Source organism: uncultured Selenomonas sp. (assembly GCA_905372355.1).
Lineage (GTDB): Bacteria > Bacillota > Negativicutes > Selenomonadales > Selenomonadaceae > Selenomonas.
Map to the genome: position 1 here is coordinate 137726 of CAJPOT010000006.1, position 19246 is coordinate 156971.

Here is a 19246-nt window from a genome sequence, read left to right on the forward strand (position 1 = left end):
ATATCTTTTCGGGGCAAGGCAGGGAATTATTTAGCACAGAATATGGTTTGCTTTATCCGGCGCAGCTGAAAAACGAATGGCGAGCAGCAGTTCTAGTCAGTCTCGGCATTTTGTGATATACTGGAAATACGATAGAGAGTCGTGTTGCTGGGAGGAGACTGAGACATGAAATACGACGTCACGATCACGAATATCGGCAGCCTTGCGCCGAATTTCTTGGAGAACAGTTCGAGCATCATCCTGCTTGACGAGGGTGTGCGCCCGAACCTCACGGAGATGGTCGTCGAACATACGGCGGGGGAACTGACGGACGACGTCAAGGTCGGCGATACGCTGACGATGGGGGCGAAGAGGAAGTACAAGGTCGTCTCCGTCGGCGAGGCGGTCAACGAGAACCTTCGAAAAGACGGTCACTGCACGATCGTCATCAACGCCGAAGGCTCGATGCCCGGACAGCTCATCGTCAAGGGCAGCCTGCCGCCGCGCCTCAACTTGGGCGACAAGATCACGATCGAGTGAGAAATATGAAAGGAAATTCCTTTGTCAAGGCTTGCGCCGAGAAAAAGGTTATGCTATGATATGTTCAAAGCAGAAGTTGCCTGAGGTGCACGTGAGCTTTTCATTATGTCTAACCTACAGTTTTCTAAGGGAATCCGGCTAGGCTTGCGGATGCTGGATCGCCTTCGAGCGAATAGCAGAAACAAGACTCAAGATGCCCACCTGCGAGTCGCAGGTTTTAGACATATAAAGCAAACGACATTTTGGACATCTGCTTTGAAAAGGGGTCGCTAGAAGATTTATGGCTGGTGGTCTCTTTTCGCCTTGTGTGGAGTCTGTAAAGCAGCCTTTCCAGTCGGATGCTTTACAGGCTCTATGCTTTTTTGTGTAGCTTAGCGTGAACCCCCAAGGGGTCGAGCCGAAGGTGTAGGATGATTTGCGAGGTTTTGCTAAGGACGATGCACAATGGCCGCGAAGCGGATGTTGGTGCGGGCATCTATTCTTTCTTCGGATTTTTGTCGATGAGCGGCGCTTTGGTGATGATACTTTCACCGAAGCGCTTTTTCAGTGCGTCGATTGCGCCGTAGAGGCGCTCTTTTTTTTCGTCGCGAAAGAGCGACGGTAGGGCGCTTGGCTCGAAGTTCTCGCCCGTGACGCCGAGGAGGCGGATGCCGCTCTTGATGCCGAGCTCGCGGAAGAGGTCGCGTGCCGTCTGGAAGATCGGCTCGTCGTGCGCACTTGCTTCAAAGAGCGTGCGGCTGCGCGTGAAGGTCGTGAAGTCGGCGCGGCGCACCTTGATCTGGATCGTGCGTGCGGCGACGCCTGCGAGGCGCAGCCGCCAGCCGACCTTCTCGGCGAGCGCCAAAAGCTCGCGCTCGGCTTCTTCGGCGCTTTCGAGGTCGCGCTCGAAGGTCACTTCCTTGCCGATGGATTTCGCCTCACGGTCAGGCTCGACGCGCCGCTCGTCGCGTCCGAAGGAAAGTTCCTTCAAGGCGTGCGCCGCGCGTCTGCCAAGGCTGCGTGTGAGCTTCTTCTCGTCGGCCTGCTGTATCTCGCCGATGGTCTTGATGCCCAAAGCGGCGAGCTTTTCCTCCGTGCGCCTGCCGACGCCCCAGAGGCGGCGCACGGGAAGCGGTGCGATGCGTCGGACGGCGTCTTCTGCGCGAATCTCGACGAGTCCGTCGGGCTTTTCGAGGTCGCTCGCGAGCTTGGCGAGGAACTTGTTCGGCGCGATGCCGACGGAGGCGACGAGCGCGGTTTTTTCGCGGATTTCGGCCTTGAGTCTCTGGGCGAGGTCGCGCGGGCTGGGCGCGAGAAGCCCCATGCCCGTGACGTCGAGGAAGGCTTCGTCGATGGAAAGCGGCTCGACGAGCGGCGAGTAGCGCGAGAAGATGGCGAAGATCTCGGCGGAGACGGCGCGATAGAGCGCGTAGTTTCCCTGTACGAAGATGCCGTCGGGGCAGCGGCGGCGCGCTGTCGTCATGGGCATGGCCGAGTGTACGCCGCTTCGGCGCGCCTCGTAGGAGGCGGTCGCGACGACGCCGCGCGAAGAAAGCCCGCCGACGATGACGGGCTTTCCTCTGTATTCGGGGTGCTCACGCTGCTCGATGGCGGCGAAGAAGGCGTCCATATCGACGTGAAGAATCGTGCGCTGCATTTTATTCGCCTCCCTGTGCATTGTGCGGGAAAAGGGAAATCGGAGAGGCTTTTCGGCTTCCCCGATTCATTTTATTGGAAAAGGGCGGTGATTTCCTCCTCCGACAGCTTTGAGAGGAAGTTCTCGCCGGGCTGGATCATCTGGTCGATCAGCGCCTTCTTCTTTTCCTGCAATTCGTAGATCTTTTCTTCGATCGTATCCTTCGTGATGAATTTCAGCACCTGCACGTTGTTTTTCTGGCCGATGCGGTAGACGCGGTCGGTCGCCTGATCTTCGACGGCGGGATTCCACCACGGGTCGTAGTGGATGACCATGTCGGCGCCCGTGAGGTTCAGCCCCGTGCCGCCCGCTTTGAGCGAGATGAGGAAGAGCGGCTCCGCGCCCGCGTTGAAGTCGCGCACGCGGCGCATGCGCTCAAGGGCGGGCGTCGAGCCATCGAGGTAGGCATAGCTGAGATTCATGGCGTCGAGGCGCGCGGCGATGTGGCTGAGCATCGTCGTGAATTGTGAGAAGATGAGGATGCGGTGTCCGGCGGCGACGGCGTCGGCGACGACTTCTTCGAGCATGTCGAGCTTGCCCGAGCCGCCCGTGTAATCTTCGAGGAAGAGCGCAGGATCGCAGGCGATCTGGCGAAGGCGCGTGAGGATCGCGAGGATCTTGATGCGCGATTCACCGAAGCCGTGCGCCTTGAGTTCGGCGGCGAACTCCTTCTTCGCCTGCACGAACCATGCGTGATAGACCTTCCGCTGCTCGTCGGTCATCTCGTTCGTCATCTTGCGCTCGACCTTGTCGGGCAGTTCTTCGAGCACGTCCTTCTTGAGGCGGCGCAGGATGAAAGGCGAGATGTAGCGCAGGAGGTCGGCGCTCGCGTGCGGATCTTTGGCGCGTACGATGGGCGTCTCGAACTGCGATTGGAAATGCTTGCGGCTCTTGAGATAACCGGGCATGAGGAAGTCGAAGATCGACCAGAGTTCGGTCAGGCTGTTCTCGATCGGCGTGCCCGTCAGAGCGAAGGCGGCATCTGCCTGGAGCTTTTTTACCGCCTTTGCCGCCTGGGTCGCAGGGTTCTTGATCTGCTGCGCCTCGTCGAGGAAGATATGGCTGAAATGCTCCTTTTCGTAGAGGTCGATGTCACGGCGCAGCATGTGGTACGTCGTGATGATGACGTCGGCGTCCTTCAGAGCGGGCGAAAGAGCCGCCTCGCGTTCCGCCTTTGTGCCGGCGACGATGGAAGCCTTGAGCTCGGGCGCGAAATTTTCGATCTCTTCGAGCCAGTTGTACATCAAAGATGTCGGCGCGACGACGAGGGCGGGCGGCTTTCCCTCCTCGCGGTGCGCGAGCAAAAAGGCGATGACCTGCAGGGTCTTGCCGAGTCCCATGTCGTCGGCGAGGATGCCGCCCAAGCGATAGGCGGCGAGCGTCGAGAGCCACGAGAAGCCCGTCTGCTGGTAGTCGCGCAGCACGCCCTTGAGGGCGTTGGGCGGCTCGATGTCGGCATCGACGGGGTTCTTGATGTCGCGCACGATGCTCTTGAAACGCTTGCTTCGCGCGAGGCGGATGCTCTTGTCCTCCTTGGCGAGCGCGTCGAGGTAGAGCGCCTGGCGAAGCGGCAGGCGGATGTTCTGCGCGTCGGTCGCCTTCTTGATGCCGGTGCTCTCGATGAAGTCGGCGAGACCTGCGAGCTGCTGGTCGCCGAGCGTCACGAAGGTGCCGTCCTTGAGCCTGTGGTAGACCCTCTTCTCGCGGTACGAGCGCAGCACGCCGATGAGCTCGGCAAAGTCGATATGCGCCGCGTCAAAGGTCACGTCGAGGAGGTTTTCGTCGTTGACCGAGACGCCGATCGTCACGGGAGGCATGCGGCGCACGGGCTTTTCGTGGAAGGCGTCGGCGTAGTAGACGTCGGTGATCTTGGAAAGCTCGGGCAAGGCTTCGTCGAGGAAGAGGAAGCTCTGCGCCTCGTCACTCTGCACGAAGCGGCCATCCTTGGGCAGGAAGTCATAGGTGTCGAAGAAGGCGAAGATCGCCGCCTCGCCCGCCGCATCGCGGATGAGGCGGCGGCCGCTAGGCGCTTCCTGTGGCGCTTTGCCCGCGAGCGGGTTGAACTTCATTTCATCGTAGTGAAATTCGAGACGCGCGGCGATGCCGTCCCCGTAGTAGTCGAGGTAGACGGCGGCGGAAAGCGGCATGATCTCGTAGCGTTCGGCGAAGGCGGGCGCGATCTCGACTTCGGCGACCTTCTCGATCTCGGGCAGGATTGTGCTGAAGAAGGCGGGGATGTCCTGCGCGGAGATGGAGAGCGAGCGCGAGGAGCCGAAGGCTTCGAGCAGCGGGTGCAGGGCGGCGGAGAAGGAGGGCGGTACATGGTAGATCGTATCTTCGACGAGCAGGAAGTGCGCGTCGTCGTCCAGATAGCAGACTTCGTCCGTCATCATCATGAGGCGGCCGCTGCCCGACCTCTCGGCAAGTCCCAATTCGAGGGCGGGCGTTCCCTCGACGATCTCGACGGTGCGCTCCTCGTGCGTGTCCGTCCTCGCTTGAAAGGGAGCATTGGCTTCCTGCATGAGCGAGAGGAAGCGCACGAGTGCGCTCGGCGTGAGCTTGACCGCCTTGCCTTCGAAGATGGTTCCGCTCAAGCGCGCGCCGTATGCGCCGCCGTAGTAGAGGCTGCTCACTTCATCCTTCCAGAGATCGAGCAGGAAGTGCCAGAGCATCGTCGAGATGCCGGGTGCGAAGGCCGCCGTCTGCGGGTCGACGGTCAGCTTCTTGCCGAATTCGATGGGGGTGCCGGCGAGGAAGGAGCGCATGAACTCCTGCATACTGCGCATGACGTAGAGCCGCTCTCGTCCGATGCGAAACTCCAGCCAGCAGTTGGAGCGGCCGTAGTGGCGCTCGAAGAAGAAGTGTGGCTCAAGGAAGATGGGCGCCTCGCGAAGAGCGGCAGGCAGAAGCTTCTTCGGTGCGTTCAGGTGCGCGTGCTTCTTGGCGCGTGCGAAGCAGTCGAAGAGGCGTCCTGTGGGTTTTCGGTACGGCCCGGATGTGGCGGCGCTCTCGCCTTCTTCTTCGAGCTGGCCTGCCTGTATGACCTTCAAGAGTGCGACGACATGTTTGCAGGCGCCGTCGTAGAGGGCGGCAGCGGGGCATGTGCAGTCGTAGGCCTCGATTTTCTCGCCTGTCTTGTCGAGGCGCACGCGCACCTCGTAGGCCTCCGAGCCTTCGACGGTCGCGACGTAGATGGAGGTGCCGGGGCGGCGCAGGAGCTTCGCCACGCGCCCATCCTTGAAGTAGCGGCAGCCCTTGCGGTATGACATATCGTTGGACAGCTCATGTATGGCAGAGTCTTTGAGCAAGACGATCTCTCCTTTGCGCACGGCGCACGTCTACGGTAAGCTACATGCCCTTACAGAAACCTGGCCAATCGGTCTGCGCCCTTTGGGCTTGACCTCTTGGGGTTTCATGGTAATATAGAAAACGAGAATGGTTTATTGAAGAATGGAAGGAAGCCGCCGTATATGCACTGGGGCGGCTTGTCATATCTTTTTATTATAGCAGACGCAATCGCCGCCGTAAACTTTGCCGCAGACTTCTTTGAACGTATGTTCAGCGAGGCAGGAGGAACATCATGGATCTATCCCGCGCACGCATCCTCATCATACGCTTGAGCGCCATCGGCGACGTGCTTCATGCGATGCCCGTCGCGCGGGCGCTTCGCCGTGCGCTGCCTGCGGCGCATATCGCGTGGCTCGCGAGTCCGCCCGCCGACGAACTTCTTGCCGCATGCCCTGAGATCGACGAGCTGCTCGTCTGGGATAGAAGGTCCTTCGACCGCGCCGTGGCGCACGGGCGCTTTCTGGAGGCTTTTCGCCTGCTTCGTGAGGCTCGCGCGCTTCTCGCGCCGCGCCGCTTCGACATCGCGCTTGACGTACAGGATCTCCTCTTGACGGGCATTCTCGCGCGTCTTTCGGGTGCGCCGCGCCGCATTGGCGTGCGCGAGCGTCACGAGGGCGCGGGCTTCCTCATGACGGAGAAGGCGCCGAAGATGGCGGAGCCGCACAAGGTGCGCCGATACCTCGCTTCCCTTGCACCGCTCGGCATCGTGCATGAGGAAACGCGCATCGCGCTTCAGCTTCCTGCTGCGCTCGCGGGATTCGCCGCGCCCTTTTTCGTCGCACGCGCCATCGCGCCCGATCGCCCGATCTTGCTCGTGAGCCTTTGCACGACGTGGCAGAGCAAGGAGTGGCCGCCCGAGCGCTTCTGCGCCGCGCTTGCTGCTCTTCCGGAAGATGTGCAGATCGTCTTTTTAGGAAGCGGCGCCGATCGCCCCGTCATAGATGAAGCGAGGAAGACGCTCCAAGCGTCATGGCGCGGCAAAGCTGTCTCCGTCGCAGGTGAGACGAGCCTCCTTGAGACGGCGGCGCTGATGAAGGAAGCGACGCTCCTCCTGTGCCCCGACACCGGTCCCCTGCACATTGCAGCCGCCGTCGGCCTGCCGACGCTGAGCCTCTGGGGGCCGACGCGTCCGACGATCTACGGCCCTCTGCACGGACGCAACTTCTTCATCGAGTCGCCGTACCCGTGCGCTCCCTGCTGCAAGACGCGTTGTCCCTCGGGCACGAACGCCTGCATGAAGGCGATCGAAGCGCAGGATGTGGCGAAAAGGCTCGGCGAGGTGTTGGAGATGATGCGGCGGGATAAGGTGTGAAGGCGCAAGGCGTTGATTGCCGTTCCCTTGCATGCGAGGTGGATTTTTTATATAATTTTGGAAGAGATTTGGCGTGATGCGGAAAGGAGAATCCTCATGTTGTACAGCCGACTCTATAAAAATGAAGTGCCATGGTCGTTTTATATAACGAAACAATATGATGATCGTGACGGGGGGGACAATCTTGCGATTCGTGTTGAGCGGGGGGACGATGACAATGCTTTTTCCGAGTGGCGGCTTCCCGATGTCGCCTGTGAGAAATCCTTTGGCTTTTCGGAAGATGATTTGCTCGTCATAGAGAAATTTCTTCAGGACAATGAATCCATTATATGGGATGACTGGCGCAAGGAGATGAGGGAACATGCCAAAAGCCCTGCTTGAATATATGGGGTACTGCATCTATTTTTGGATTGGAGACGGAGAAGAGCCAGTTCATGTCCACGTCAGTAAAAAAAGACAGCGGCAAGACGCCACGAAGTTTTGGGTCATGTCTGATTCCGTTGAACTTGCAAGGGATACGGGAAGCGTGGACGCGTGTGATATGAGAGATCTGTTGCGTTATCTGAGGAAAAATCGCGAAACGATTCTTTCTGCATGGTTGCGGGTATTCAAGCGGGCGGAAGTCAAACGATAAGCAAAGAGAATAGATCTGCATGCCGTGTGAGGCATCTTGCGCATAGCGGTGTGAATATGCTGTCTATACGTAGCAAATGTAAGTCGTGTCACCATCGGTACATGAAAAGCCCCCGAGTTGGAGTCGGGGGCTTTTCTCATAAGACAGGGGCTAGTGCCCAGGCTCGTTGCTGTCGTTCCTCCCATCGAGCCGTTTTCTTATGTAATTGGCTATGCCAGCCAGGAGGGAGAGGATAAAGAGACGGCGAAGGAAGAATCGCCGTAATGCTTCTCTTGACAATATTCCTCATAAATCCTATACTAATAGTTATCACGAGCCATTATGATATAACCAATATTTATCAATAAAAAGGGGGAGTTTCTATGGGAGAATTTGGCGGACTCGGGCTCTTTTTCGTCGTGGTGCTTATTTTTCCTTTCCTGGTTCTCGCGCCCACGCGCATCCTGCAGCCGCGCCAGCCGACGCCGGAGAAGCAGAAGCCGTATGAGTGCGGCGTCGATACGGTCGGATCGAGCGATGTGCAGTACCACGTCGGCTACTTCCGCTACGCGCTCGCGTTCCTCCTCTTCGACGTCGAGGCGGTGTTTCTCTATCCGTGGGCGGTGTCGTTCAATCGGCTCGGACTTTTCGCATTTTTGGAAATGTTTGTCTTTCTTGGAATCTTGGCACTTGGTCTTTGGTATGCATGGAGGAAGGGGGATCTCGCATGGAAGTAGTGGACGTCGTTCCTGCCGCGCTCCGGGAGAATGTGATCGTGACTTCGGTCGATGCGATTTTCAAGTGGGCGCGCTCGCGCTCGATCTGGCCGCTGGCCTCGGGGCTTGCGTGCTGCGGCATCGAGATGATGGCGACGGCGGCGGCGCGCTTCGACCTCGCGCGCTTTGGCTACGAGGTCTTCCGCGCCTGTCCACGCCAGGCGGATCTCCTGATCGTCGCGGGCACGCTGTCGTGGAAGATGGCGCCGGCTCTCATCCGTCTCTACGAGGAGATGCCCGAGCCGAAGTACGTCATCGCGATGGGCAACTGCAACCTTAATGGCGGGCCTTTCACAGATACCTACTCGACGGTCAAGTGCCTCGATGAAGTGCTTCCTGTAGACATCTATCTGCCGGGCTGCCCGCCGCGTCCTGAGGCGCTGATCGACGCGATGATGAAGCTGCGCGACAAGATTCAGCATCCCGATCTTGCGAAGCGAGCGGGAGGTGAAGCGCGATGAGGACGCGGTATTTTTCCAAGGAGCGACTGACAAAGATTGTCGAGATCTTCCCCAAAGCGACGTTCGACGCGGAAGCGCAAGAGCCTGCGCTCATCGTCACGGCGGCGGACTTTTCTGCCGTGCTGCGCGCTCTCAAGGAGAGGGAGGGCTTCGACCGCCTCGGCAATCTCACGGCGGTCGACTGGAAAGATCATATCGAGATGGTCTATCATCTCTACAATATGGAAGAGAATGTAAAACTCGAGATGAAAGTCGCGCTCGACAGCGCCGCGCCCGTCATCGAGTCGGCGACATTGCTGTATCCGGGGGCAGAGTTCGAGGAGCGCGAGGTCTACGACCTCATGGGCGTGGAGTTCTTGGGTCATCCCGATCTTCGAAGAATTCTCATGCCCGACAACTATCCCGCGCATCCTCTGCGCAAGGATTTCGTCGCGCCTGTGCCGAAATTGGAGGGAGGAAAGCTCGTATGGCTGGAAAAAGCACCTACATCCTGAACATGGGGCCGCAGCACCCGAGCACGCATGGCGTGCTGCAGGTCGAACTCGAGCTTTCAGGCGAGCGCATCGAGCGCGCGAAGCCGATTGTCGGCTACATCCATCGCGGCATTGAAAAGCTCATGGAGTCACGCACATATGCGCAGAGCCTGCCCTATACGGACAAGCTCGACTACGTTTCGGCGATGAACAACAACCTCGCATGGTGTACGGCGGTGGAGAAGCTCGCGGGCATCCGCGTGCCGCTTCGCGCCGAGTATCTGCGCGTCATCGCGGCGGAATTGAACCGCATCGCGAGTCATCTCGTCTTCATCGGCACGCTTCTCAATGATCTCGGCGCGGCGACGGCCTTCATCTATGCGTTCCGTGACCGCGAGAAGGTGCTCGACCTCTTCGATCTCCTCTGCGGTGCACGCATGTCGACGAGCTACATCCGCTTGGGCGGCGTCTCCTATGATGCGACGGACGAATTCATCAAGAAGACGTTGGAATTTCTCGACTATGTGCCCGAAATGCTCGAAGAATACGACAATCTCATCACGGGCAACGAAATCTTCTATGCGCGCATGAAGGGCGTCTCGCCCATGACGGCGGAGGAGGCGAAGTCCTTGTCGCTGTCGGGTGCGAACCTGCGTGCGACGGGCGTCGCCTACGATATCCGCCGCGTCGAACCGTACTGTGTCTATGACCATCTCGACTTCGAGGTGCCCGTCGGCATGATCGGCGACGATTGGGATCGCTATGAGGTGCGTCTCAAGGAGATGGGCGAGAGCGCGAAGATCATCCGCCAAGCGCTGAAGGATATGCCTGCAGGGGAGTTCAAGAAGAAGGTATCGCCGAATCTTCGCCCGCCGAAAGGATCGGTCTACCACCGCGTCGAGAACACGCGCGGCGAGCTGGGCTTCTACATCGTGAGCGACGGCACGGCGAAGCCTTACCGCGTGCATATCCGCCGGCCGTCCTTCGTGAACTTGCAGGCGCTCGATTCCCTGTGCCGCGGCACGCTGATCGCCGACTCCGTTGTCGTCTATTCGACGCTCGACCCGCTGATGGGCGAGGTCGACTGCTAGGGGGTGCAAAGATGGAAACGGGCATCGTCTATTCCTATATCAACGAACTGCGGCTCTTCCTGACGGGGGCGCTCGGCGACGCTTTCCTCGCCGAGGTCGTCATGACGCTTCTCGGCATCGCCGTCCTTCTTGCAATCGTCATGACGGCGGCTCTCGTATTCACCTTCGGCGAGCGCAAGGTCTGTGCCTTCATCCAGGTGCGCTTTGGGCCGAACCGCGTGGGGCCGGGAGGACTCCTGCAGCCCGTGGCGGACGCCATGAAGCTCCTCAGCAAGGAGGACATCATGCCGGACGGCGCCGACCGCATCGTCTGGAGTCTGTCGCCGATCCTCGTCTTCGTGCCGGCGGCCTTGATTTACGCCTTCTATCCGTTCGATGCGGGCGTCGTCTTCGCCGATGTGAACATCGGGCTGTTCCTCCTGCTCGCCATCTCGGCGCAGGCGGTTCTGCCGTTCTTCATGGGCGGCTTCGCGTCGAACAGCAAGTATGGCCTCATCGGCTCGATGCGTGCCGTCGCGCAGCTTCTGACGTACGAACTGCCGCTCGGCTTCGCGCTCATGGGCGTCGTCATGCTCACGGGCTCTCTCGATATGAGCCGCATCGTCGAGGCGCAGGCGGACTGCTGGTACATCTTCAAACAGCCGCTCGCGTTCCTCATCGTCTTCATCTGCATGATCGCTGAGAGCAATCGTCCGCCGTTCAACATCCTTGAGGGCGAGTCGGAGATCATCGCCGGCCCATTCACGGAGTACAGCGGCATGCGCTGGGCGCTGTTTTTCCTCGCGGAGTTCGCGAATCTCCTTTCCATCGCGATTCTCGTGACGACGCTCTTCTTGGGCGGCTGGCAGGGGCCGGCTTTTCTGCCGGGCATCTTCTGGTTCTTCCTCAAGGCGGTTCTCATGGTCGTCATCTTCCAATGGGTCGGCTGGACGTTCCCGCGCTTTCGCATCGACCATCAGATCGCCTTCGGCTGGAAGCTTCTCCTGCCTGCGGCGATGCTCAACGTCCTCTTGACGGGCGTCGGCATGATGCTCTGGCAGATGTTTTAGGAAGCGTTTCGGCGAAAGGAGTGAGGAACTTTGTGGGGCAAAGGATTGATCAAGGGCCTCGACGTGACATGGGGTCACTTCTGGGGCAAGAAAGAGACCGTTTCCTATCCCGAGGAAAAGATTCCGATGACCGAGCGCTTTCGCGGCGGACATCTGGCGATGGAGACGGAAAAGTGCATCTCGTGCCGCCTATGTGCGACGAGCTGTCCGAACAAGGCGCTCGACCTTCATATCGTGACGGACGAGGCGAAGAAGCGCCACATGGCGGAGTACTGGCATGACATCGGACGCTGCATCTATTGCGGGATATGCGTCGAGGTTTGCCCGACGCAGGCGATTACTTGGAACAAGAATTTTGCGATTGCGACGTACTTCAAGGAGGATTTGAAGTACGATGCGGTGGCGGAAGAAAGGGAGAAAAAGAAGGAGGGGGGCGAGCCGCATGAGTGATTTCCTGAATGCAGGCGCCTTTTATCTCTTGGCGGCCGTCACGCTCGCGGGCGCGCTCGGCGTGGTGCTCGCGAAGAAGCTCGTCCATGCAGCGCTCCTCTTGACCGTCACGTTTATCGGCGTCGCGTGCCTCTACTTCCAACTCGGCGCGGACTTCCTCGGTGCGGCACAGCTCATGATCTATGCGGGCGGCGTCGCCGTGCTCATCGTCTTGGGCGTCATGCTCACGCGCCATGCGCCGGGCGAGGAGACGAGTCCCGACAATGCGCGATGGTTCGCCGCGCCCGTCGCCGCCGCTCTCTTCTTCGCCGTTGTATTCTCTGCCATCTATGTGACGCCGTTCGCGGAGGTCATGGAAGCGCCTGTCGGCAACTCGATTGAAAAGCTTGCCGACCTCATGCTCGGCGAGTATGCGATAACGTTCGAGCTGGCGGCGACGCTCCTTCTGGCGGCTCTCGTCGGCGCGATTGTTTTGGCAAAGGAGGAAGGACAATGAGCGTAGGACTCCTGCATTATCTCATACTGGCGGCAATCCTCTTTTCCATCGGCCTCTTTGGCCTCATCCAAAAGAGAAACCTCATCGTCGTGCTCATGAGCATCGAGCTGATGCTGAACGCGGCGAATCTCAATCTCGTCGCCTTCAACCGCTTCCTGCCGGTCGATGCGCTCGAAGGGCAGCTTCTGGCCATCTTCTCTCTGATGGTCGGTGCGGCGGAAATCGCCGTGGGGCTTGCGCTCGCGTTCCGCATCTACCATGACAGTCATACGATTTCACTCGATGCGCTGCAGCGCATGAAAGGCTAGGGGGTGGCATGATGTTTTCCTCTTTCGCCCTGCACCATGCGTGGCTCATACCGCTCCTGCCGGGAATTGCCTTCGTCCTCGCGGGCTTTCTGCGCGCCCTGGGGCGCCTTGCGGCGGCGCTCGTCGTGGCCGCAATCGCCGCGAGCTTCGCGCTCTCAGGCGGCGTGATCGCCGAGGTTCTCTCCACGCCGATCACGGTCGAAGCGCCGTACGTCGCGAAGACCGTCTGGATGACGGTCGGCAGTCTTGTCCTGGAGATGGGTGTCCTCGTCGATCCCATCACGGCGATGATGCTCTTCGTCGTCACGACGGTATCGCTTTGCGTCGCGATTTACTCGGTCGGCTACATGAAGGACGATCCCGGCATGGGACGCTTCTTCTCGTTCATCTCGCTCTTTGTCGCGTCGATGCTCGGCCTCGTGCTCGCGTCGAACTTCCTGCAGCTCTACGTCTTCTGGGAGGGTGTCGGACTCTGCTCGTACCTTTTGATCGGTTTCTACTATCAGCGCGTATCGGCGCGGGAGGCTGCGAAGAAGGCGTTCATCACGACGCGCGTCGGCGACTTCGGCCTGCTCCTCGGCATCCTGCTTTTGCAGATTCATTTCGGCACGCTCGACTTTCTGAACCTGCGCATGCTCGTGCCGCTTGAGGTCTTGACGCTCGGCACGGTATTCTTGACCGTCGCGGGCTTCCTCCTCTTCATTGGGCCGATTGGAAAATCGGGCCAATTCCCGCTGCACGTCTGGCTGCCCGACGCGATGGAAGGCCCGACGCCCGTCTCCGCCCTCATTCATGCGGCGACGATGGTCGTCGCGGGCGTCTACCTCGTCGCGCGCGCCTACTTCATCTTCGCGGCGTCGCCCTTCCTCATGGATTTGATCGCCTGGGTCGGCGGTTTCACGGCGATCTTCGCCGCGAGCATCGCCTTGACGCAGCGCGAGATCAAGCGCATCCTCGCCTATTCGACGGTCAGCCAGCTCGGCTACATGATGCTCGCGCTCGGCGTCGGCTCGCTGACGGCCTCGATGTTCCATCTCATGACGCACGCCTTCTTCAAGGCGCTCCTGTTCCTCTCGGCGGGCGCCGTCATGCACGCGCTCGCCGACGAGGCGGACATCTTCCGCATGGGCGGGCTTTGGAAGAAGATGCCGTGGACGTTCGCCGTGATGACGATCGGCGTTCTCGCGATCGCGGGTCTGCCGCCTTTCGCGGGCTTCTTCTCGAAGGACGAGATCCTTTTCGCGGCGGCGGAAGTCTCGACGCCGCTCTACGTCCTCGCGACCGTCACAGCTTTCATGACGGCGCTCTATATGGCGCGGCTGCTCTTCGTCGCCTTCCTCGGCGACTGCCGCACGGGCACGGCGTACCACGCGCACGAAGCGGGCTGGTGGATGCGCTTGCCGCTCCTCATCCTCGCGGCGCTCGCCGTCGTCAGCGGCTTTTTGGGGCATGCGTGGGGCTTCGGCTCGTGGGTCTACTTTGGGCACGCGCACGAGGGCGCGATCGATCCGACGGTCGCCGGCATTTCGACCGCTTTGACGCTCCTCGCGCTCGCCATCGCCTACCTCGTCTATGTGAAGAAGGTCGTTTCTGCCGATGCAATCGCAGAACGGCTCGGCATTTTCTACACGCTCAGCTATCACAAATACTACATCGACGAGATTTATGCGGGGCTTCGCAAGGTCTTCGTCGACGGCTGCGGCAGGGTCTTCTACTGGATCGACATCTACATCGTCGATGGGCTGGTGAACCTTCTCGCTCTCTTTGTACGCCTCTTGAGCGGCGTCCTCTCCTTCTTTGAGACGGGGCAGACGCAGTTCTATGCGACGGTCGTCATCGTCGGCGCTGTCCTGCTCGCGCTTCTGGGTGTTTACTGTGCGGGCGGCACAGCTTTCGTGGGAGGTGGCTTCTGATGGACTTTCCCGTTTTGTCGGTCATCCTGCTCACGCCCTTGGCGGCGGCGCTTCTCCTTTGCTTCTTGAACCGCGAGTCGCGCTCCGCCATCCGCATCGTGGCGGCTGCCGCCATGGCGTTTTCGTTCGCGCTTTCCGTTTGGGCGTACTTCGGCTATGACCTCGCGGCGGGCGGCATGCAGTATACGGAGCGCGTGCCGTGGATCACCGATCTCGGCGTTTCCTACGCGCTCGGCGTCGACGGCATCTCCTTGCCGCTGCTCCTCCTGACGGAGCTGATCGGCGTGTCGGCGGTCTTTTCCTCGTGGCATGTCGAGGAGCGCTCGAAGGAGTTCTTCATCCTGCTGCTCATCTTGATCGCAGGCGTCACAGGCACCTTCGTCGCCAACGATCTCTTCATCTTCCTCTTGTGTTACGAGGTCGTCGTCATTCCGATCTACATTCTCGTCATTCTCTTCGGCTCGACGAAGCGCGTGACGAAGGAATACGCGGGCATGAAGCTCACGATCTACCTGCTGCTCGGCTCGGCATTCCTGCTCGTCGGCGTCGTCTGGCTCTACCTCACGGCGTTCCCCGCAGGAAGCCGTACGTTCGACATGCAGATGCTCGCGCTCGCGGCGCAAGGAGGACACTTCAGCCCGGGCTTCCAGATCGGCGCGTTCCTCCTGCTCCTCATCGGCTTCGGCTCGCTGCTTTCCATGTTTCCGTTCCACAGCTGGTCGCCCGACGGCTACGCGGGCGCACCGACGGCGGTGTCGATGATCCATGCGGGTGTTCTGAAGAAGATCGGCGGCTACGGCCTCATCCGCATCGGGCTTCTCGTGCTGCCTTTGGGCGCGAAGTTCTGGGCGCCATTGATCGCGTTCCTCGCGATGTGCAACGTGCTCTACGCCGCTTACATCGCGCTCGTGCAGAAGGATTTGAAGTACGTCGTCGGCTACTCGTCGGTGTCGCACATGGGCTATGTGCTCTTGGGCTTCGCGGCACTGAATGTCGTCAGCGTCTCGGGCGCGGTTGCCAACATGGTGGCGCACGGCGTGATGAGCGCGCTCTTCTTCGCGATGATCGGCTTCATCTATGAAAAGACGCATCTTCGCACGGTTGACGATCTCAAGGGGCTTGCCTGCCAGATGCCGCGCCTTGCGACGGGCTTCATGCTCGCGGGCATGGCGTCCTTGGGACTGCCGGGACTCATCGGCTTCGTGCCGGAGTTCACGATCTTCGTCGGCGTATTTGCCGAGTTCCCGATTCTCGCGGTGCTCGCCATCGCCGGCATCATCTTCACGGCGCTCTATGTGCTGCGGCTTCTCGCCAAGGTGCTCTTCGGCCCGGCGGACAAGAAGTTCGACGCGTACCGCGACATGCGCGGCGCGGAGCTTGTGCCGCTCGTGCTCTTGGGCGTCGCTCTCGTGGGCTTCGGCGTGTTCCCGCATCTCCTCCTGGGGCTGATTTCGACGGGGACGGAGCCTTTGCAGCCAATGCTTGACCAGTTGAGCCGGATCGGCTTCTTTTTAGGGGGGGACTGAGCATGGATTTTTCAGCAATCGGCATGGAGCTTGGTCTTCTTGCGCTCGCCCTGCTCTTCCTGGCGATGGGCGTGCTGCTGCCGAAGAAGGAATCGCGCACGAGTCTCGCGGCGATCTCGGTCGTCGCGCTTCTCGCGCTCTTCGCCTACGGCTTTTCCTTTTATCGGGGCGGCGAGGCGGCATCCTTCTACGCGGGGCTTTACGTCGTGGACAATTACGCCGTCTTCTTCAAGCAGCTCTTCATTTTGAGCGCAGCGCTCGTCGTGCTCTTTTCGAGCGACTATGTCGAAAGGCTTCTGCGCTCTCGTGCGGAGTTCTATGCGATCCTCGTCTTCGCCGTGCTCGGCATGTGCGTCATGGCTTCGGCGAACGACTTCCTCACGCTCTACATCGGGCTGGAGCTTATGACGATCTCCTTCTATGTGTTCGTCGGACTCCGCCAGCGCGATGCGCTTTCGAGCGAGGCGGCGATCAAGTACCTCGTCTTGGGCGCGGCGGCGTCCGCGATCCTCTTCTTCGGCGTCAGCCTCATCTACGGCGCGGCGGGCAGCCTGCGCTTTGCGGCGGTCGTGAGCAGCCCGCAGCTCTTCACGCCGCTCGGCATCGTCGGCATGGCGCTCGTTTTTGCCGGCATCTTCTTCAAGCTGTCGATGATACCGTTCCACATGTGGGCGCCCGACGTCTACGAGGGAGCGCCCGCGCCTGTCGCCGCGCTCCTCGCCATGGGGTCGAAGGCGGCGGCTTTCGCCGTTCTCCTGCGCCTTGTCTTGGCGGTATTCCCGCCGTTGGGCGGCATGTGGCTCTCGCTTTTGGCCATTCTTGCTGCCGTCTCGATGGTCGGCGGCAACGTCATGGCGATCGTGCAGGACGATGTGAAGCGCATGCTCGCATATTCTTCCATCGCGCAGGTCGGCTACATGCTCGTCGGCGTCGTCGCGGCGGATGCGGCGGGCATGAAGGCGCTGCTCTTCTACCTCGCGCTCTACGCCTTTGCGAACATCGGCGCTTTCGCCGTGCTGACCGCCGTCGAGGCGCAGCGCGGCAAGCCCGACATGGCGAACGTCGCGGGACTCGCGAGAACTGCGCCCGTCCTCGCCGCCGTCATGACGATTTCGCTGCTCTCGATGGCGGGCATCCCGCCGACGGCGGGCTTCGCCGGGAAGCTCTACCTCTTCACGGCGGTCGTCGATCAGGGCGGCCTGTGGCTCGCCTTCGTCGGCTTCATCATGTCGATGATCTCTGTCTACTACTACCTGCTCGTCGTCAAGGCGATGTACCTCGGCGAAGGCCCGAAAGAACCCGTAAAGATCTCGGGCGCACTTCGCGCCTGCGTCCTCGTGAGCGTTGCCCTGACGCTCGCCCTCGGCGTCTATCCCGAGCCTTTGGCGAACCTCACGAACTTCGTGGCGGCGACGTTCTTTTGACGGATGGGAGAAAACAGCCCTGCGGCTTGTGCCGCAGGGCTGTTTTGCTGGGGGGCGTGCCTTCCGCGCACGCTGTCACGCACACGGTTGACAGCAATGCGTTTCCATGCTATACTTTGTTACAGTGAAGGAAGAAATTCTCGGGAAAATGCCATGAGTTTTAGATTTTTCCCGTGGACAAAAGTTTCCTTGATATTACAGGGTTTGCGGACGTTTTCAGCCGATTTTGGCGACAAAAAAATCCCGCGAGGTTGCGGCGATTTGCCAAAAAGAGCGATCCGTTTAGAAAACCCGCTTCTGGGTTCAGCTGTCCCAAGGGCTGTGAGGGACGGTATTGCATGCAATCCATACCGCTTGCGGTATTGAAACCAGCCAATACTTTGGGCAACTGCGTTAAGAAATGCAAATTGCATGCAATCCATACCGCTTGCGGTATTGAAACTGAGTTTGTCCTCGGAAACGGAATCGATCTTTTTCATTGCATGCAATCCATACCGCTTGCGGTATTGAAAAAGGACAGATTCGTGCAGAATCCCTAAGAGGATGAAAATAAGCCCTGCGGCAGAGCCGCAGGGCTTATTTTGTTATGGGTCACTGTCCGTATTTTGGGGTGCAGTCCACTTCAGCCAGTCGGGTTCTTCGTGGTCGAGATACTTGTCTGAAAGCGTGAGTATCTGGTAGATCAGCTTGAAGTTTGCTTTGTCAAACACGTTGGCTAACCAGAGCCGCATACTTCGCACGCTCGTCAGCCGGAATCTGCAGCACATCCATCGCCTTTTCCACGGAAAAATTCATGCTGTGCATCACGTTGCGGATGGAGGTGGTCAAGCCTTCCTGTCGTCCTTCCTGCCGTCCTTCCTGTCGTCCTTCCTGCCTTCCATCCGCTCTAGCCTCCTCAGCGCGAATCTCTAAGGCGCGTTCCTGATTCCAAGCAAAATTCAACATATCGAAGACCTCCTCCTGCTTCTGACGAAAATAATCCTCCAGATAATTATGTGCGATACAGTATCGCACAGACTCGCTTATAGCAGTTTCAAGCGCACTTCCGCTCTTGAGCCTTTCTCTCACCTTGGCGACGAAAACGCTGTAGCTTTTGAGCGCATGGCTTTTTTCCAGGATCGGACGATTCGGTTTGTCATTGATATTGAGGACTTTGACTGCAAGATCTATGTCTCCCCTGTAGTCATCAAAAGCATCTGACAGGTGCAGCGTCCATAGATCTGGCATTTCCACCTCACCGTTGTAGAATACATAAAACTTCGGTGCAGGCAAGGGGATCAATCTTTTCCGATAGACCGCATCGGCATCCACATAGCGACGATAGATTTCTGCCAGATACATGAGCATTCTCAATGGCATGTTCGCGTTGATCGTGCTTTGATGCTCGGTCAGGAGAACATGCTGACTGCCGACGATGAAACCTACGTCATTCTTGATGCCTGAGAAAAGCGTTTCATTGATCGTGGCGAGTGTTATATCGCTGGCTGTCGTTTTAATCCCAAGAAGCGCCTCATAGATTTCCGGCAGTCTGTCTGCGTTGTTGAAGATGTCGCGAAAAAGAGAATCCCTGTATGCGCGCTGCGGTTTCCTCATCGAACTGCCCCCTTTATCATATTATACTATAAGCCGCGCCATCCGGACAAGGAGTGCTGGTGGTTTCGGCTGCATCATCCTGCGCATCGAAGCGCTCTCGACGCCCTCATGTACACGGTTGACAGCGGACATATTTCCATGCTATACTCTGTTACAGTGAAAGAAGAAATTCTCGGGAAAATGCCATGAGTTTTAGATTTTTCCCGTGGACAAAAGTTT

18 protein-coding genes, 1 other RNA gene and 1 CRISPR repeat array are annotated in these 19246 nt (G+C 59.3%); of the genes, 16 read left to right on the forward strand and 3 right to left on the reverse strand.

Translation table 11 applies throughout. The features are described from left to right. The first annotated feature begins 165 nt into the window (after positions 1-165). Together QZ177_RS05765 and ssrS are read left to right on the forward strand one after the other, a co-directional pair. Positions 166-519, forward strand: a complete 354-nt coding sequence (locus QZ177_RS05765; protein ID WP_009645371.1) for a PTS glucitol/sorbitol transporter subunit IIA — start codon at positions 166-168, stop codon at positions 517-519. Positions 520-593: 74 nt separating this feature from the next. Further along, positions 594-772: non-coding RNA, 6S RNA (gene ssrS / locus QZ177_RS05770), on the forward strand. A 222-nt stretch (positions 773-994) separates the two neighbouring features. Here the strand turns inward: ssrS and QZ177_RS05775 are convergent. Next, the gene (locus tag QZ177_RS05775) at positions 995-2155 is read right to left on the reverse strand and encodes a DNA polymerase IV (RefSeq protein WP_294175939.1); all 1161 of its coding nucleotides are present in this window, start codon (positions 2153-2155) and stop codon (positions 995-997) included. 71 nt (positions 2156-2226) lie between these two features. Beyond that, a complete protein-coding gene (locus QZ177_RS05780) occupies positions 2227-5502 on the reverse strand; it encodes a DEAD/DEAH box helicase (RefSeq protein ID WP_294175940.1) in 3276 nt (1091 codons plus the stop codon). Positions 5503-5774: 272 nt separating this feature from the next. Between QZ177_RS05780 and QZ177_RS05785 the strand changes: the two genes are divergently transcribed. The 14 genes from QZ177_RS05785 to QZ177_RS05850 all read left to right on the forward strand — a co-directional run bounded on the left by QZ177_RS05785 (position 5775) and on the right by QZ177_RS05850 (position 17434). Next, entirely contained in the window at positions 5775-6854 is a 1080-nt protein-coding gene (locus QZ177_RS05785) for a glycosyltransferase family 9 protein (RefSeq protein WP_294175941.1), read from the forward strand. 96 nt (positions 6855-6950) lie between these two features. Then, positions 6951-7235, forward strand: a complete 285-nt coding sequence (locus QZ177_RS05790) for a hypothetical protein (protein WP_294175942.1) — start codon at positions 6951-6953, stop codon at positions 7233-7235. Next, positions 7216-7488 (forward strand): DUF4160 domain-containing protein, encoded by a 273-nt coding sequence (locus tag QZ177_RS05795; protein WP_265070706.1) that lies wholly within the window; start codon positions 7216-7218, stop codon positions 7486-7488. Before QZ177_RS05790 ends, QZ177_RS05795 begins: the two co-directional genes overlap by 20 nt. Before the next feature lie 362 nt (positions 7489-7850). Further along, entirely contained in the window at positions 7851-8204 is a 354-nt protein-coding gene (locus tag QZ177_RS05800) for an NADH-quinone oxidoreductase subunit A (protein ID WP_294175944.1), read from the forward strand. Then, positions 8195-8704, forward strand: coding sequence for an NADH-quinone oxidoreductase subunit B (locus QZ177_RS05805; RefSeq protein ID WP_265070707.1), 510 nt, complete (start codon positions 8195-8197; stop codon positions 8702-8704). Before QZ177_RS05800 ends, QZ177_RS05805 begins: the two co-directional genes overlap by 10 nt. Beyond that, positions 8701-9198 (forward strand): NADH-quinone oxidoreductase subunit C, encoded by a 498-nt coding sequence (locus QZ177_RS05810; protein ID WP_294175946.1) that lies wholly within the window; start codon positions 8701-8703, stop codon positions 9196-9198. Before QZ177_RS05805 ends, QZ177_RS05810 begins: the two co-directional genes overlap by 4 nt. Further along, a complete protein-coding gene (locus QZ177_RS05815; RefSeq protein WP_294175948.1) occupies positions 9171-10268 on the forward strand; it encodes an NADH-quinone oxidoreductase subunit D in 1098 nt (365 codons plus the stop codon). The genes QZ177_RS05810 and QZ177_RS05815 overlap by 28 nt, the downstream gene beginning before the upstream one ends. An 11-nt stretch (positions 10269-10279) precedes the next feature. Continuing rightward, positions 10280-11317 carry an NADH-quinone oxidoreductase subunit NuoH gene (gene nuoH / locus QZ177_RS05820; protein ID WP_009645390.1) on the forward strand — a complete coding sequence of 346 codons (1038 nt, stop codon included), beginning with the start codon at positions 10280-10282 and terminating at the stop codon, positions 11315-11317. 30 nt (positions 11318-11347) lie between these two features. Next, positions 11348-11767, forward strand: a complete 420-nt coding sequence (locus QZ177_RS05825) for a 4Fe-4S dicluster domain-containing protein (protein ID WP_009645311.1) — start codon at positions 11348-11350, stop codon at positions 11765-11767. Continuing rightward, positions 11760-12263 carry an NADH-quinone oxidoreductase subunit J gene (locus QZ177_RS05830; RefSeq protein ID WP_009645280.1) on the forward strand — a complete coding sequence of 168 codons (504 nt, stop codon included), beginning with the start codon at positions 11760-11762 and terminating at the stop codon, positions 12261-12263. The genes QZ177_RS05825 and QZ177_RS05830 overlap by 8 nt, the downstream gene beginning before the upstream one ends. Beyond that, positions 12260-12571, forward strand: a complete 312-nt coding sequence (nuoK, locus tag QZ177_RS05835) for an NADH-quinone oxidoreductase subunit NuoK (RefSeq protein WP_009645291.1) — start codon at positions 12260-12262, stop codon at positions 12569-12571. Before QZ177_RS05830 ends, nuoK begins: the two co-directional genes overlap by 4 nt. Positions 12572-12582: 11 nt before the next feature. Then, a complete protein-coding gene (gene nuoL / locus QZ177_RS05840; protein ID WP_294175964.1) occupies positions 12583-14484 on the forward strand; it encodes an NADH-quinone oxidoreductase subunit L in 1902 nt (633 codons plus the stop codon). Continuing rightward, positions 14484-16010 (forward strand): NADH-quinone oxidoreductase subunit M, encoded by a 1527-nt coding sequence (locus tag QZ177_RS05845; RefSeq protein WP_264918000.1) that lies wholly within the window; start codon positions 14484-14486, stop codon positions 16008-16010. Before nuoL ends, QZ177_RS05845 begins: the two co-directional genes overlap by 1 nt. Before the next feature lie 2 nt (positions 16011-16012). Further along, complete coding sequence (locus tag QZ177_RS05850; protein ID WP_265070710.1) at positions 16013-17434, forward strand: NADH-quinone oxidoreductase subunit N; 1422 nt, start codon at positions 16013-16015, stop codon at positions 17432-17434. Between the two features lie 333 nt (positions 17435-17767). Then, positions 17768-17947: direct repeats of the CRISPR family, unit length 35 nt; unit sequence ATTGCATGCAATCCATACCGCTTGCGGTATTGAAA. A gap of 189 nt (positions 17948-18136) precedes the next feature. On the opposite strand, the gene QZ177_RS05855 is transcribed toward QZ177_RS05850, so the two are convergent. Continuing rightward, positions 18137-19027 carry an Rpn family recombination-promoting nuclease/putative transposase gene (locus QZ177_RS05855; RefSeq protein ID WP_294175956.1) on the reverse strand — a complete coding sequence of 297 codons (891 nt, stop codon included), beginning with the start codon at positions 19025-19027 and terminating at the stop codon, positions 18137-18139. Positions 19028-19246 lie beyond the last annotated feature (219 nt).